Source organism: Janthinobacterium aestuarii, assembly GCF_046113285.1.
Taxonomy (GTDB): Bacteria; Pseudomonadota; Gammaproteobacteria; order Burkholderiales; family Burkholderiaceae_D; genus Janthinobacterium.
In genome coordinates this window covers 4,724,469-4,740,131 of sequence record NZ_CP142524.1, presented here as the reverse complement: position 1 = coordinate 4,740,131, position 15,663 = coordinate 4,724,469, and the positions used below count along the sequence as shown (strand labels likewise).

General features: G+C 66.4%; 13 protein-coding genes. 4 read left to right on the top strand and 9 right to left on the bottom strand.

The features are described 5' to 3' along the window. Positions 1-8: 8 nt before the first annotated feature. From mltB to OX462_RS21205, 4 genes are read right to left on the bottom strand one after another with little or no spacing between them, the layout of a single operon-like run. Entirely contained in the window at positions 9-1,172 is a 1,164-nt protein-coding gene (mltB, locus tag OX462_RS21220; RefSeq protein ID WP_409026999.1) for a lytic murein transglycosylase B, read from the bottom strand. Further along, on the bottom strand, positions 1,163-3,184 hold the full coding sequence (locus OX462_RS21215; protein ID WP_409026998.1) for a transglutaminase TgpA family protein: 2,022 nt from the start codon (positions 3,182-3,184) through the stop codon (positions 1,163-1,165). Before OX462_RS21215 ends, mltB begins: the two co-directional genes overlap by 10 nt. Beyond that, a complete protein-coding gene (locus tag OX462_RS21210) occupies positions 3,181-4,158 on the bottom strand; it encodes a DUF58 domain-containing protein (protein ID WP_409026997.1) in 978 nt (325 codons plus the stop codon). The genes OX462_RS21215 and OX462_RS21210 overlap by 4 nt, the downstream gene beginning before the upstream one ends. A 5-nt stretch (positions 4,159-4,163) precedes the next feature. Continuing rightward, a complete protein-coding gene (locus tag OX462_RS21205; protein WP_409026996.1) occupies positions 4,164-5,072 on the bottom strand; it encodes an AAA family ATPase in 909 nt (302 codons plus the stop codon). A gap of 217 nt (positions 5,073-5,289) precedes the next feature. Between OX462_RS21205 and OX462_RS21200 the strand changes: the two genes are divergently transcribed. Continuing rightward, complete coding sequence (locus tag OX462_RS21200; RefSeq protein ID WP_070219411.1) at positions 5,290-6,216, top strand: histone deacetylase family protein; 927 nt, start codon at positions 5,290-5,292, stop codon at positions 6,214-6,216. 12 nt (positions 6,217-6,228) lie between these two features. Here the strand turns inward: OX462_RS21200 and OX462_RS21195 are convergent, their stop codons facing one another. Then, positions 6,229-6,534 carry a hypothetical protein gene (locus OX462_RS21195; protein ID WP_409026995.1) on the bottom strand — a complete coding sequence of 102 codons (306 nt, stop codon included), beginning with the start codon at positions 6,532-6,534 and terminating at the stop codon, positions 6,229-6,231. A gap of 179 nt (positions 6,535-6,713) precedes the next feature. Further along, positions 6,714-7,511, bottom strand: a complete 798-nt coding sequence (locus OX462_RS21190) for a hypothetical protein (RefSeq protein WP_409026994.1) — start codon at positions 7,509-7,511, stop codon at positions 6,714-6,716. A 201-nt stretch (positions 7,512-7,712) separates the two neighbouring features. On the opposite strand from OX462_RS21190, the gene ylqF reads away from it, so the two are divergent. Continuing rightward, positions 7,713-8,660, top strand: a complete 948-nt coding sequence (ylqF, locus tag OX462_RS21185) for a ribosome biogenesis GTPase YlqF (RefSeq protein WP_071650173.1) — start codon at positions 7,713-7,715, stop codon at positions 8,658-8,660. 202 nt (positions 8,661-8,862) lie between these two features. Here the strand turns inward: ylqF and OX462_RS21180 are convergent, their stop codons facing one another. Beyond that, on the bottom strand, positions 8,863-9,699 hold the full coding sequence (locus OX462_RS21180; protein WP_409026993.1) for a DODA-type extradiol aromatic ring-opening family dioxygenase: 837 nt from the start codon (positions 9,697-9,699) through the stop codon (positions 8,863-8,865). Between the two features lie 112 nt (positions 9,700-9,811). On the opposite strand from OX462_RS21180, the gene OX462_RS21175 reads away from it, so the two are divergent. Continuing rightward, the gene (locus tag OX462_RS21175) at positions 9,812-10,702 is read left to right on the top strand and encodes a LysR family transcriptional regulator (protein WP_070219415.1); all 891 of its coding nucleotides are present in this window, start codon (positions 9,812-9,814) and stop codon (positions 10,700-10,702) included. Here the strand turns inward: OX462_RS21175 and OX462_RS21170 are convergent, their stop codons facing one another. Both OX462_RS21170 and OX462_RS21165 read right to left on the bottom strand, forming a co-directional pair. Beyond that, positions 10,703-11,587, bottom strand: coding sequence for a hypothetical protein (locus OX462_RS21170; protein ID WP_409026992.1), 885 nt, complete (start codon positions 11,585-11,587; stop codon positions 10,703-10,705). It lies immediately after the preceding gene. Continuing rightward, a complete protein-coding gene (locus tag OX462_RS21165; protein ID WP_409026991.1) occupies positions 11,584-13,836 on the bottom strand; it encodes a M1 family metallopeptidase in 2,253 nt (750 codons plus the stop codon). Before OX462_RS21165 ends, OX462_RS21170 begins: the two co-directional genes overlap by 4 nt. 223 nt (positions 13,837-14,059) lie before the next feature. Here OX462_RS21165 and OX462_RS21160 point away from each other — a divergent pair, with 223 nt between their 5' ends. Next, complete coding sequence (locus OX462_RS21160) at positions 14,060-15,595, top strand: TonB-dependent receptor domain-containing protein (protein WP_409026990.1); 1,536 nt, start codon at positions 14,060-14,062, stop codon at positions 15,593-15,595. Positions 15,596-15,663 lie beyond the last annotated feature (68 nt).

Here is a 15,663-nt window from a genome sequence, read left to right as displayed (position 1 = left end):
ACTTTCGGTTAGCGTGCGCGCACTTGACTGATGGCCTTGCCCAGGTCAATCACTGACATGGCATAAAAATAACTTCTGTTGTACTGAGTTATAGCAAAGAAGTTATTGGTTGCCAAGTGATACTCAGTTGCTTCTGAACCATTTTGTAAATCGATCAAGCCAAACAACATGTTCTGGGGCGTGGCCACGACGGTACTCACGCCGGCTTCCTGCAATTCTCCCAGCCGGTATTTGGCTTGCAAGCCCTGGCCGACGAACTTTTCCCACGTGCGGCTGGCCGACACGGTGACGGGATACGTACTGATGGCCGGGTCGTCGCGCCGCCAGCCATGTTCGACGAGGAAATGCGCGACGCTGCCGATGGCGTCGGCCGTGGAATTACGCAGGTCGATATGGCCATCGCCATCGAAGTCCACCGCATATTTCATGATGCTGCTGGGCATGAATTGAGGCAGGCCGATGGCGCCCGCATACGAGCCGAGCAGGGTCAAGGGATCGATGCCATCCTTGCGCGCGTACAACAGCGCGTTTTCCAGTTCTCCCTTGAAAAATTCCATGCGCGCGGCGCGGGTCGGGCTGTCCGGATAGGAAAACGCCAGGGTCGTCAGCGCGTCGAGCACGCGGAAACGGCCCGTATTGCGTCCGTACACGGTTTCCACGCCGATGATGCCGACGATGATCTCGGCCGGCACGCCATATTCGCGCTCGGCGCGCGCCAGCGCTTCCGCATTCTCTTCCCAGAATTTCACGCCCGCATTGATGCGCACCGGCTCGATGAAGCGGGCGCTGTACGCTTGCCAGTTCTTCGGCTTGCCGGGCGGCGCCGGCTTCATCAGCTGCACGGTCGATTCGACATAGCGCACCTTGCCGATCAGGGTATCGAGCCCGGCGCGGTCAAAGCCATGCTTGGCGGACATGTCGTCGAGGAAGGCGCGTACTTCTTTCCAGTTGGCATAGTCGACAAACTCGCCTTCGAAGTCGAATTTTGCCGGTGCTTTCTTGGCTGTCGCCTTGGCGGGCGGGGCCTTGGCCGCGCGCACGGCGCGGGCGCGGTCGGCAGCGGAAATATGGCTGTTTTCGCCAGCGTGCACGGTCGTCAGGCACAGGGGAAGGGAGAGGAGCAGGGACAGGGCGGAGGTTTTGATCGGTAACAAGGAGCGTCTCATCGGCATTGGGTTAACAGGCGGCGCAAGCTGCGCCGCGCGCGGAGTTGTTCGTCTGGGTGGGCATTACCATACTTCATCGCGGCATAGATTGCCAGAAACTGTGCGGTGGCGGCGTGCGCCTCTTGTGTGGCCTTGCCTGCGGCCAACCGTGCAGCATAACCGTGCGGACCTTCATGCGGCGCACGGCTGTAGCCGCGCCGCGCCTGCTGGCGGCAAAATTGTGCGTACAGGGCGTCGAGCGGATCGCCTTGCCGCGCCTGCCGCCACCAGACCAGACCACCGGCCACGGCGGACAGCACGGCCAGCACGGCGCAAGCGACTGCCAGCTGCTTCGCTGGCAAGTTTTTCAAGTGATCGAGCATGGCGCGCTGGCGCTGCGGCGTGGTGTCGAGTACCCAGCTGCTCCAGGCGTGCTCGGCCTGCTGCCATTGCTGGCGCCAGGCGGCAAGCGCCCCGTGCGCGCCGCCGTCGAGGCCGGCCAGGGCGCGCCACGCCGTCAGCGGCGACGGGGGCGGCGGCAGGGCGGCGTCAAGGTTGCGCTCCGTGCGCAGGGGCGCGACGGCGCCCGTGGGATCGATGCGCACCCAGCCCCGGCCCGCCAGCCACACTTCGCTCCAGGCGTGGGCGTCGGACTGGCGCACCGTCAGGCTGGCGCCGTCACTGTTGCGTGCGCCGCCCTGGTAACCGGTGACGACGCGCGCGGGAATGCCCATGGCGCGCATCAGCACGACAAAGCTGCCCGCGTAATGTTCGCAAAAGCCCGCCTGCGTGCGAAACAGGAAGTCGTCGACGCCATGCTTGCCCAGCAGCGGCGGCTGCAGGGTGTAGCGGAAGGGCGCGCGGCGGAAGTGCTCGAGCACGGCGGCGACGGCGTCGGCGGGCGCCAGCGCATGCGCGCCGCTGCCGCGCAGGGCACGGGCCCAGGCCACGCTGCGCGGATTGCTGCCTGCGGGCAAGGCCAGCCATGGCTGTTGCTGCGCGGCCGACAAGCCGGCCTGCAGCCGGTAGCGCGCTTGGGAACTGGCGCGGTAACGCACGGTCGAAGTAATGGGCTGTATGGTCAGCACTTCCAGCGCCGACGACACGACATACGGGTTACCGGGCAAGCGTTCGATGCTGCGCGGCACGTCAAGCGCGAAGATGCGCCGCTGGCCGCTCGCCTGCAAGGTGACTTCGTATTGGCTGGGCTGGCCTTGCAGCGCGATGTCGATGCGGCTGTCGCTGGCAGGCGCGCGCCCCTTTGCCCCCCTGCGCGTCCAGGTGGCGCCGTCGAAGTCGCCCAGCACCACGGCGCGCCAATACAGCTGGTCTTGCGGCGGGATCGGCGTGCTGAAACGGGCCGTAAAGACAGGGTCGCTTGACAGGGCCAGCGAGGCGATGGCGCCCGGCTGCATGCTGTCGGACAAGCCCGTGCGTGCCTGCGCGTCTTCTGGTGCGGCGCCCCACAGGGGGCCGTCGACGCGCGGCACGGCAAGAAACATGACGGCTGACAGGGGGACGGCCAGTGCCAGCATGCGCCCCAGCAAATTTAACCGTTGCGCCAGGCGGGGCTGCACGGTGCCGTACTGGGCCGACAGCAGGGCGGCCAGCAGGACGATGACGGTGGCCAGCATCCAGGCAGCGCTGAGGATGCCTTGCGTATGGAAAAAGTTCGCCAGCAAAAGGAAAAAACTGAGGAAGACGAAGACGAAGATGTCGCGCCGGCCATGCATTTCCAGCGATTTCAAGGCCAGCAGCAAGGCCAGCATGGCCACGCCGGGATCGCGTCCCAGCACGGTGCCATAGCTGGCGTAGACGCCGGCAATGCCGAGCAGGGCCAGCGGCGCAAGCAGGGTTAGCTGCGGCTGGCGCCTGCCCCGCACGGTAATGACGGCGCGCCACAGCAGCAGGGCGGCGCTTGCCATCGACAGCCATGGGGGCAGGTGCAGCGCGTGCGGCGCCAGCACCATGGCGGCCGCCAGCAACAGCAGCACAATGTCGGCTTTCTCGCGCGGCAAGCTGTTGAACCAGCGGATCATGTTGACTCCTTGCTGGGAGGTAAGTCGTGCAGGGCCAGTGCGCGCAAACAGGCGTCGCGGTGGCTGGCGCCCAGGGCCGGCGCCAAGGTCAGCGCGCCCAGGCGCAAGCCATATGGCAGGCCCGTGCGCTCCGCCTGCAGCACCCAGGCGGCCAGGCGCGCTTCCGGCGCCAGCGCGTGCAGCGAGGCGTGCTCGAACACGATGCTGCCATGGGCTGCGCCTGCCGGCGCGTCGGCGGCAGGCTGGAATTGCTTGCTGAATACGTGCTCGCCGTCGTGGCGGGCGATCTGGCGCCAGGCCAGGCGGTGCAAAGGGTCGCCTGGCCGGTAGGCGCGCACGCCGGCCAGTTCCAGGGTGCCATCGGGCGAGTCTGGCTGCCATGCCTGCTTTGTCGGCCGCACCGTGAAGGCAGGCAAGGGCGGCGGCGGCGCGCCCTGTTCTGGCTGCGGATACACGAGCACGCGCGCGTCGGGCTGCCAGTGGCACCATGCCACAAACAGGCCCAGCGGAAAACTGCCGGACAGGCGCACGGAGGGCGCATCGAGCCAGCCGCGTTGCCGCGCCGTTACGACGATGCTGACGGCCGTTTCCCCGTGGGCGGCGATGTCGGCCAGGCTGGGCGCTGCCTCTACACCGCTGATGGCCAGGTGGATCGCATGGCGCGGGCGCGCGCTGCGGTTGATCAGGCGCAAGGTGAACAAGGCGTGGCTGCCCGCGAACACGGGGCTGCCCGGCGTGGCGGCCAGCGCCAGGCCCGCCAGGTTGCGGCTGGCAAACAGCATGTCGGCGATGGCGCAGGCGGCGGCGAAATACGTGAGCGCATAACCGAGGCCCAGGCGGTAATTGACGGCGGCGATCCACAGCGCCAGCAGCAGCGCGGCAAACGCCAGGCCCGCGCGCGAAGGGCGGATGTGCACGCGCTGCGCGCCCAGCCAGGGACGCGCCGGCAGCCAAGAGATATTGCGCCAGCGCATGCCGCTCAGACGGGAATGCTCAACAGCATGTGCTGCAGCAGCGCGCGGCTATCCAGCGAGCCTTGCGCCGCATGCAGGCGGTGGGCGCAGACGGGCAGCAGCACGGCTTGCACATCGTCGGGCGTGACGTGGTCGCGTCCGGCCAGCGCGGCCCAGGCGCGCGCCGCCTGCAGCAGCGCCAATGCGGCGCGCGGGCTCAGGCCATCGGCAAACACGCCCGGCGCGCGCGTGGCATGCACGAGGGCCAGCACGTAGTCGACGACGGCGGCCGAGGCGTGGATGGCGCGCAGGCCCGCTTGCGCCTGCAGCAATTCTTCCGCGTTCATGACGGCAGGCAAGGTGTGCAGCATGGCGCGGCGGTCGGCGCCCAGCAGCAGCGCCCGTTCGGCGGCCGCATCGGGGTAGCCCAGGGTGACGCACATGAGAAAACGGTCGAGCTGCGATTCGGGCAGGGGGAAGGTGCCCAGCTGGTGCGCGCAGTTCTGCGTGGCGATGACGAAAAACGGCTGCGGCAGCGCATGCGTGACGCCGTCGAGCGTCACTTGCCGCTCCTCCATCGCTTCGAGCAGGCCCGATTGCGTCTTCGGCGTGGCGCGGTTGATCTCGTCGGCCAGCAGCACTTGCGTGAACAGGGGGCCGGGATGAAAGAGGAAGCTGCCGCTGCCCCGGTCATACACGCTCATGCCGGCCACATCGGCGGGCAGCAGGTCGCTGGTGAATTGCTGGCGCTTCCATTGCAGGCCCAGCGAGATGGCCAGCGCATGGGCCAGGGTTGTCTTGCCCACGCCGGGCACGTCTTCGATCAGCAGGTGGCCGCCGACCAGCACGCAGGCGAGGGCCTGGCGGATCTGCAAGTGTTTGCCGACGAGAACTTCGCCGATCTGCTGTGCGGCCTGGTGTATTTTCGAAAACATGCTATTTCTATCACAGTAAGTCGGATTATTTAATTTACAATCGCTTTGGCCAGGTCAAGTCGTGCCGCCCGCCCGTTGCGCGCACGTGGTAGATTAGAGAGGCAGCGACGGCGGCACAGACCAGCCAGTGATTTTATGCGAGAACGCGCAGGGCGAACAGGAATGCCATGCAGTGTTCCCGGAGAATGGACAGAGACAGAGGTAACCAGTACAGCGCATGAGCACAGCCATTTATACCCATCCCGATTGCCAGCGCCATGAAATGGGCGACTGGCACCCAGAATCACCGGCCCGCTTGCAGGCCATCAACGATCAATTGATCCTCGCGCACATCAGCGACCTGGTCGAGCACCGTGACGGCGTGCGCGCGCAATTGTCCGATATCGAGCGCAACCACAGCGCCACGGCCATCGGCCTGGTGCGCGACAATGTGCCGCAGGAGGGCGACTACTATCCGCTCGACGGCGACACCCTGCTCAATGCGCACAGCTATGAGGCGGCACTGGCTGCGGCCGGCTCGGCCGTGGCAGCCACGGATGCCGTCATCGATGGCGAGATCAGCAACGCCTTCTGCGCGATCCGCCCGCCCGGCCACCATGCGCGGCCCAGCGAACCGATGGGTTTCTGCCTGTTCAATAATGTCGCCATCGCCGCCAAGCATGCGCTCGACGTGCGTGGCCTCGAGCGCGTTGCCATCGTCGACTTTGACGTGCACCATGGCAATGGCACGGCCGAGTCCGTGGCGCACGACCCGCGCATCCTGATGGTGAGTTTTTTCCAGCACCCGTTCTATCCGTACAGCGATGTCGAATCCTACACCGACACGCGCGTCAACGTGCCCGTGCCGGCCCGCTCGAAGGGCGATGCCGTGCGCCAGCTGGTGCTCGACCACTGGCTGCCGGCGCTGCACCGGCAACAGCCGCAGATGATTTTCATTTCCGCCGGTTTCGATGCCCACCGCGAAGACGACGTGGGCGGCATGGGCCTGGTGGAGGCCGACTACACATGGATGACGCAGCAGATGATGGCCGTGGCCCATCAGTATGGCAAGGGCCGCATCGTCAGCTGTCTCGAAGGGGGCTACAACCTGTCGTCCCTGGGCCGCAGCGTGGCGGCGCACGTGAAGGCGCTGGCGGAACTGTAAGGGCGCAGCGCACTACAGCAAGGTGGGACGGCGGCTGGAATGCGTGTGGCGGTGTGTCTGATAGTCGAGCGCGTCGCCGGCCATGAAGCGGCGCCATGCTTGCGTGTAGACGAGCGATGATTTATCCGCATCGAAGCTGTCGAGCTGCAACATGTCGCGGTGATGCTTGATTTCATTGACCAGTTGGTCATACAGCATTTGCAAGCCATAACTGTCGGCGCTCTGACGTTTCAAGCGCTCCTCGAGCTGCGCCACTTGCCCCTGCAGCTGCCGGCATTCCTTCTTCCAGTCATTGCGCGGCACGCGTTTGGGCGCCATGCCAGTGTGTTCCATCATCATATCGAGCTATCCCATCGCCTGTCTCCCTGCGCCTGTGCCAGCCAGTCCGGAAAACATTGCTTTTCATTTAAGAGGCGATATTAGAGCATACTTTTTTGTTTCTTTCAGTAAATATAAAAGTCTGCGTAGAAATATTTGACCCGGTTCCCGCGCGCGTATCACTGGCGCAGCGCCGCCTTCTTGGGTGGTGCCGGGGCGGCTTCCGCCATGTTGCCGTCATCGGCATACGTGAGGGTCAGCAGGGTATTGTCGTCCCAGTTCACGTCATGCAGCGGAGGCACGTAGCGCTGGCGGTCTTCCGTGATGCGGATATCCAGCGTGCGCTCGCCCGAGCGCGCCTGCACGGCAAGCAGCTTGCGGAATACGGGAAACGGCACGTGGATCAGCGACGAGTGGCAAGGCCCGCCCGCCAGACGGAACAGGTTGCGCCGCACAAACGGCAGGTCATCCTGCTCGACGGCCCAGCGGATTTCGCATTCCAGACGCAAGTCGCCCAGGCGGCGCACGTTCTGGGGCAGGCCTGGCGTGTGAATGTCGGCGCGCCAGCGCACGGTGTCGCGCTTCTTGTTGCTGACCAGGTCGGCATTTGCATCGTAGGCGGTCTTGTCGCGCGTCAAGGTGAAACCGCCGTCCGCTGCCAGCGGCACGGGGATGGACAGATTGTCGGCCGACAGGTGCAGGGTCACGCCTTCGAGCCTGGCCTTCGGCGTGGCGGGGATCAGCATGAAGCGCAGCGGCGCGCCTGGCGCCAGGCGCTGGTGGTCGGCGTACGCATCGAGTCCCTTGAGCATGGTGCGGTAGGGGCGCAGGTCGGGATCGCGCGTGCCTTGCACGTCGACAATCTGTTGTATTTCCTGGTTCGCTGCGTCGCCTGGCGCCGCCGCTTGTTCCTGGGCCATGGCGGGCAGCAGACAGGCGCAAAGGGGGACGAGGAGGAAAAAACGGGGAAGATGCATGGAATGCGTGCCAGGTTGTACTTGCAATGTGGAAACCGGCCAGGCTGGACGGACTGCGGATCTTATCATTCGTGTAACTGCCAAATTATCACCAATTGTCTCGTTCGCGTCGCACGGCTGGCGCTGGCGGCGGAAAATGGGACGTCGCGGCGGCAACCACGTAAAATAGCGGATTGACCGAACGATTTTGAAAGCAAGAGCATGGCGATACAATGGTACCCAGGACACATGAACGCGGCCCGCAAGAAAGCGGCCGAAACCATGGAAAACACCGATCTGGTGATTGAAGTGGTGGACGCGCGCCTGCCGGCAGCCAGCTGCAATCCCATGGTGGACGAGCTGCGCCTGTTCCGCCAGCGCCCTTGCCTGAAAATCCTCAACAAGACCGACCTGGCCGACCCTGCCGCCACCGCCGCCTGGGTGGCCTATTTCAATGCCCAGGAAGGCGTGACCGCGTATGCGATGACGACCAAGAAGCCGGGCGACGTGGCGCGCATCCCGGACCTGGCGAAATCGCTGGCGCCGCACCGCGGCGTGCCGACCAAGCCGCTGCGCATCATGATCATGGGCATCCCCAACGTGGGCAAGTCGACGCTGATGAACGCGCTGCTGAAAAAACGCGTGGCCAAGGTGGGCGACGAGCCGGCCGTGACGAAAATGCAGCAAAAGCTGTACCTGGACAAGAACACCATCCTCGTCGACACGCCCGGCATGCTGTGGCCGAAGATCGCCATCCCCAGCGACGGCCTGATGCTGGCGGCCAGCCACGCGATCGGCTCGAACGCGCTGATCGAAGAGGAAGTGGCCGTCTTCCTGGCAGAGGAATTGCTCAAGCGCTACCCCGACTTGCTGGCAACCCGCTACGGCACCAAGATCGGCGAAGTCGACGCCATCGGCGTGGTCGAGGGCATCGCCGCCAAGCGCGGCTTCCGCATCAAGGGCGGCGACTACGATTTCGAGAAAGCCTCGCATACCCTGCTGCTCGACTACCGCAGCGGCATCCTGGGCCGCATCTCGCTGGAAACGCCGGACACGCGCGCGGCCCTGATGGCCCAGCACGCGGCCGAGATGGCGGAAAAAGCGGCGAAGGCGGCGGAAATTGCCGCTGAAAAGGCGAAGAATGCGGCGCGGGGCAAGCGCGGCACGTAATGAAACAAAAGCCGCTAGCTAGCGGCTTTTTTAAATTCTGGGGTCAGACCCCCGGTGACGCAGGCGTCGAACCTGCCGTTGGCGGTGTTGGGGGACTCGGCGTCCCCGTCTGACCCCGGCTTCCGAATTCACCCCAAAGCAAATTCTGGGGTCAGACCCCCGGTTACGTTGACGCTGAACCAGCCGTTAGCGGTGTTGAGGGTCAGACCCCTGCTTGCTGCTCATTTCCGCTCGCCGCCCCGAACCTGAAACTGGTCACCGCCAGCGCCCCAAAGAAATCCTCTTCGTGGTAGACGACGTGGGCCGCTTCCTGCTCGGCCGCGCCGAGCGCCACCATCAGCGGCAGCAGATGGTCTTCCTGCGGATGGGCCTGGCGCGCGCCCGGGGCCCGGTCCCAGGCCAGCAACTGTTCCAGCCGCTGCTGTGGCGGCAAGGCCATCGTCTGGCGCAGCCAGGCGTCGAACTGGTGCGAGGCGACGGCGCCCGCCTGGCCGAACTGGCGCAGGTTATGGTAACTCAGGCCGCTGCCGACGATCAGCACGCCTTGCCGGCGCAGGCCGGCCAGCGCGCGGCCCACCTCGACGTGCGTGAGCGGGTCGTAGCCGTGCTTGAGCGACAGCTGCACCAGCGGCACGTCCGCCTGCGGGTAGATGGGGAACAGGGCGCTGAAGGTGCCGTGGTCGAAACCGCGCTCGTGGTCCAGGCGTGCCGGATGGCCAGCCGCATCGAGCAACTGTTTTACCTGCGCCGCCAGCTCCGGCGCGCCCGGCGCCGGGTACTGGATTTGATAGGTGTGCGGCGGAAAGCCCGAATAATCGTAGATCATGCCCGGCTGCGGGCTGCCCGAGACGAGAAACTGCGGCCCTTCCCAGTGCGCCGTCACGACCAGCACGGCTTTCGGACGCGCGCCGATCTGGCGCGGGATGTCCTGCAGCGACGCTTCCAGCACGTCGTAGCGGCCGCCGAACTGGTCTTTCATGAACGGCCAAGGGCCGCCGCCGTGCGACAGGAAATAGGTGGGAAATGTGTGCTCTTGCATGGCGGCTCCGGAGTGGAATGACTGATGCTATCGATGATAGTCATGCGCGCTCAGTTGATCAAGATCGCAATTATTGATATATCATTTCCATTTTGTTGATGATGGGACAGTCATGGATACCTTGCGCAGCATGCGCGTGTTTCGCGCCGTGGTGGAACTGGACAGTTTCGTGCGGGCCAGCGAGCGCCTCGATCTGTCGCCGGCCATGGTCAGCAAGCACGTGATGCACCTGGAACGCCACCTGGGTGCGCGCTTGCTGAACCGCAGCAGCCGTCACCTGAGCCTGACGGAAATAGGCAAGGTGTATTTTGAACAGTGCCGCGACATGCTCGACAACCTCGACGAAGTGGAAGCGACGGTCGGCCGCACGACGGTGGTGCCGCGCGGCATGCTGCGCCTGAGCGCCCCCGTCTGGTTCGCCAATGCCATCTTTACGCGCACCCTGGTGGCTTACCGCGAGCGCTTCCCGGAAGTCACGTTCGACATCGATTTGAGCGGAAGAGTGGTCAACCTGGTGGAAGAGGGTTTCGACCTGGCCCTGCGCGTGAGCCAGGCGCCGTCGCCGGCCCTGATCGCGCGGCCCATCGGCAGCATCGCCTTTCACCTGGTGGCCGCTCCCGCCTACCTGGCGCGCGCGGGCCGGCCGCAGCTGCCGCAAGACCTGGCCCAGCACGCCATGATCAGCTATTCCTTGTTGGCGAACGGCAATGAGCTGGCCTTCGACGGGCCGCAGGGACGCGAGACGGTGAAGTTTACGCCCGTGCTGCAATGCAATAACGAAAGCCTGCTGCACGCGGCCGCGCTCGACGGCATGGGCATCGCCCTGCTGCCGTCGTGGCAAACGGATGACGACCTGGCGGCGGGGCGGCTGGTGCGCCTCTTCGACGGCTACCAGCTGGCGGGCGGCAAGGTGTACGCCGTCTATACAAGCCGCCGCTACCTGTCCTCGAAGGTGCGCACCTTCATCGACTTCCTCGCCGATGAAGGGCGCCTGGGGGCCTGACTAGGCGATTGAACGCCTGACGTCGATCAGCGCGAACAGGCGCGCGCTGCGCATCCACGCCAGCGCCAGCGCCGCCAGCTGCGTGACCAGCAAGCCGGCCGCGATGGCCAGCGGACCGGGGCCGGCCAGGTTCAGCCGGGCCACGCCCAGCAGCGCATACAGCGCCAGTCCCAGCACGGTGATGACGAGGTAGATGGCCAGGCAGGCCAGCGGACGCCGGCGCAGCATGGCCAGGCCCCGCCACCAGGCCTTGACGGCCGACGTGCGGCGCCGGTCGACGGCCAGCGCCGCGCGGCCCGCGTCGAGCGTGGCGCAGGCCAGCAGGAGCAGCACGCCCATGAGCAGCAAGGCCAGGTGACGGGCCAGGTCGGCGTCGGCTTCCAGGATGGCTGTCGCCGCATGCTTGTCGGCCAGTTTCAGCGCGCCGGCGCCGATCGCCAGCGCCACGCCCAGCGGCACGATGCTCCACAACAGCATGCGCAGCATGCGGCCGTATTCGCTGAAGGCGCCCGTCAGCAGGGCACCGAAGCCGGGCGGTGCAGGGGCGCGCGCGGCCGTCACCACCAGGCTGCTCAGCAGCGGCGACAGCAGCAGGGTCAGGGCGATGGCGGCGATGGCGGCCTGGCTGATGGCGGCCCCGTTGCGGCTGGCATTGGCGGCCAGGTCGGCCACCGTCATCAGGTCGAGCCGCTGCGCCAGCGCTGCCGCATGCACGGCCTGGTCGAGGCTGGCGCTCAAGGTGCGCCAGACGGGAATGACGGCAACGATGGTCGGGATCAGCAGCAGGCCGGCCCACAGCAGCAGCAAGCGCCATTGCAGGGCGGCGCGGCTGGCGCGCGTGGTCAGGGTCAGGCCGCTGGCCCGTGGCGTGGAAGTGGCGCTCATACGATGGCGATCAGGGAAAGCAGGTATTGGAAGGCGGCGGCGATGTCGAGGCTCCAGCGCCGCGCGGCGGACGTGTCGGCTTTCAGGGTACGGCTGTCATCGAGCTTGTTGACGTCGAGGTAGTGCACGCGGTCGGGATCGAGTTCGGCCGAGACGGCCTTCACGGGCTTGCTCCAGGTGTAGCGCTGCCACAGTTGCCCGTTGTCCCACACCACGCGTTCGGAGCTGCCGTCGGCGAACTTCACCAGCAGCACCTGCGGCACGGGCGCGCCGCGGCGGCGCAGCACCACGCTGGTCAGATAGGGATACGGTCCCGTGCCGGGCTTGGCTTCCGGGTGCGCCTTGTCCCATGCCGCGCGCACCTTGTCCTCTTCTTTTTCCAGCGCCTCGGGCGTGCGTTCCACGCGCTTGCCGTTCACCAGCGCCAGGCCGGCCAGCGGCGTCTGCTCTTCGCTGGTGAAGCTGCCGATGCGGTCGTCGATATTCGCGCTGGCATGGACTTGCTGCGCGAAGACCTGTTCCACGATGCGCCGCTGGCCCGTCGCCTCGGCCAGCGCTTCGCGCAGGTCGGCCACGCTGGGGTGGCGGAATTTCCATTGTTCGTAATAGGCCTTGAAGCCCCGTTCCATGGCCTCGCTGCCGATGCGCGCTTCCAGGTCGCGCAGGGTGGTGGCCGTGCGGCTGTAGACGGGCCCCACGCCCTGCAGGCGGTCCCACGCATTCTGGCCCAGCGGGTCGGCCGCATCCTGGCGTGGCGCGGCCATGCGTTCGGCCTCGAAGACCTTGAAGGCGGGAGCGAAGCCCAGGCGCTTGAGCAGGGGCGTGGTGGCGTGGATGTCCTGGCCGCGCGCGCGCAGCATGCGCTGGTCCCAGTACTCGTTCAAGCCTTCGTCGAGGATCGGTTCCTCGAATTCGTTCGAGGCCAGGATGCCGTAGAAATAGCCATGGCCGAATTCGTGGATGGTGACGAAGTCGAGGCCGAATCCGGCGATGGTCTTCGGCTGCAGGCTGGCGAAGCTCGAGGCCGTGATGAAGGTCGGGTATTCCATGCCGCCTGCTTCGGCCGCATTGAACGGCGGGATCACCACCGTCAGGGTCTTGTACGGATACGGACCCAGGGTACGCGAGAAATACGTGAGCGAGTCTTTCGCCGCCTGCAGCGCGGGCGCCGCGTTCGACGCATACTCGGGCGGGTACAGCACCTTGATGGCCACGGGCGGGCTGCCAGGGGCGCTCCAGCTGCCCGTCAATGGCGCTGCGCTGCGCTTGTCGGCCGTCCAGGCGAAATCGTGCACGTCGCCCTGCACATAGTGGTGCGTGAGCATGCCGTTTTTCTCCTGCGGCGCGCCCTGCAATTCACCGGTGGCGCCCACCGTGTACTCCCTGGGTACGGTCAGCTTCACGTCGTAGCGGCCGAAGTCGGCGTAGAACTCCGAATTGAGGTGAAATTCATGCGCGTTCCAGCGCGGCGCGGTGGCGCCCCGTTCGCCGGGCAGTTCCAGCACGGCGATCTTCGGGAACCACTGGCCCACCAGGTGGAAGCTGCCGAAATAGCCGGTGCGCGCGATGACGCGCGGCAGCTGGTCGAAGAAGCGCATGTCGAGCGTCGTCTCGGCGCCTGGCGCGACGGCCTGCGGCAAGTCGACGCGCACCACGGTGCGGTCGGTGGCCGGGCCGTTGTCGGGCTGGACGAAATGCCAGGGCGCCGTGGCCCCGTTCTGCGTCACGCTGCGCAGTTCCATGTAGCCCCACTCGCCGTCGCGCGTGCCGACGCCCGAGCGAAAGCCCGTATCGAGCTTGCGCTTCTCGGTAAAGAAGGTCGAATGCTCGCCCTCGAACGCGTTCAGGTACAGGTGCAGGTACACGCTGCTGACGGCTTGCGCGCTGCGGTTGCGCCAGCGCAGTTTCTGCCGGCCGTCTATCGTGTGCTTGACGGGATCGAGCGTCGCTTCGATCTGGTAGTCGACCACGCGGTCCGACAGGGTCGCTTGCGCGCCCGTGCGCGCGCCGCCCCAGGCGTTGCTGGCGCTGGGCGTGGCCACGGCGGCCGCATGCGGCGAAGCGAGGGCGATGCCGTCGGCCGACGGCGCCGGCGGCATGGGTGCGCTGGCCGGCTTGCCCTGGTCCGGCTGGGCGAACAGCTCGGCCTGCAGGGCCAGGCCGGCCAGCAGCAGGGCAGCGATGGCAAGGGCTTTGAGCTTGCCTTCGAGGGGGACAATGCGGCGGCGCGGCGTGCTACGACTTTCCATGCGTGACTCCCACAGTGACTTGTTGATTTTCAAATGCAGTCGGCTGCGCCCAGGATCGCCGGGTGCTCGTTAATATACCTGTAAAAATTACAAATAAGCAATGGATTGTGCTGGCAGCCCAGCTCGCTGTTGCGGCGCCGCGCGCCGTGCGTATAATGATTCGCTTTTGCCATCCTCCTACTACCGTGCGTTCGCGCCCAGGTAGCGCACCCAGCTTTCCGCCATGATGCCTGCCCCTTCCGCCCTGACCATCGCCGCGCGCATCTTGCTCTTGTGCACCCTGACCATGCCTGCGCGCGCACAGGACGGCGCGGATGGTGGCGCGGCCGGCGTCACGCACGGCGATTTGTCCGCCGAACTGGCGCAGGGCGGCCAGCACAGCATGCGCGGCGCCCTGTCGCGCGACCAGGGCGGCATGTCGCTCGACGTGGCCATCGATGGCCTGCGCAATGGCAATTACCGCGATGGCAGCGTGTTTCACCAGCGCGGCTTCAACGGCGGCGCGGAATGGAAGCTGCGCCAGGGCCGCTTCGGCTTCAGCGCCGACCAGCTGAACCAGGACACCCGCTATCCCGCGCCCGAAGCACCGTTCCTGGCCTTGCTGACGGCCCGCCCGGAAGACCTGTACCGCTATGAGGTGCGGCGCGCCAGCGCCTTCGTGCAGCGCTATGTGGGCAGTTTCGAGCTGGGCGTGGAACTGTCGCAGCGGGAAAAGCGCGCTACGGCCCACTATGCGGGCGAGGACGGCAGCATCGAATCGACGTACAGCAGCCGCCGCCGCCAGCTGGCGCCGCGCCTGCGCCATTACGGCAAGGTGGCTGGCGTGGGCACGGACACGGAAGTGGGCCTGGACCTGATGCAGTGGCAGCGGCGCTCGGGCCGCGCGGGCGATGCGCAGCGGCGCCAGTACTCGCGCGCGCTGTTGCTGCGCGAAGAGCTGGCCTTCGGCGGCCTGTATGCGCCGCGCCTGCTGCTGGGACTGCGGCATGAACAGTTCCAGCTCGACCCGGCCGACATGCCCGCCAGCGGCAGCGACTGGGAAAACCAGAATGCGTGGGACTTGCAGGGCAGCCTGCAGCTGCGCCCGCAGCTGAGCGTGTACGCCAGGGCCGCGCGCAGCTACCGCATCGATGACGATGGCTATACCCGCGCCGGCTACCGTCCCCTGGCGGGGCAGTTGCGGCGCGAAATGGAAGTGGGTGCCACCTTCGGCGACGCGGCGCGCAGCGCTTCCGTGCGCGTGTTCAGCGAGCGCCTGAGCAACCAGATCGTCTTCGACCAGAACCTGGGCCAGCTGGGCTTTGCGGGCAACCTCGACCCCTCGCGCCGCGCAGGCATCGCCATCGAGGCCGGCATGGCGCTGGCGCGCGACTGGCGCCTCGACGCTCAGCTGCGCCAGGTGCATGCGCGCTATGACGATTACGCCTATGACGGCCCGGACATCGCGCTCGTGCCGAAAACCCTGGCCAGTCTGCGCCTGTACTGGACGGGGCAGGGCGGCGCCAGTGCCGACGTGGGCGTGCAATGGCTGCGCGCCCTGCGCTACGGCCCCGATTTCGCCGGCAGCTGCCTGGCGCAAGTGCCTGCGTTTGCCACCGTGGACGGGCGTTACGTGCGCAAGCTGGGCGCGTGGGAGCTGGAGCTGGCCGGCAGCAACCTGGCCAACCGCCGCCATTACGGCGATGCGCCGGGCTGCCGCTCCAGCATTTACCTCAATGATGCGCGCCAGTTGCGCGTGGCCGCGCGCTACCATTTCTGAGGCAGCGGCACGGCGGCGCTTAAGAGCGGCTTAATCGGGCGCAAACGGAGCGCGCAAAAGCGCCTTTT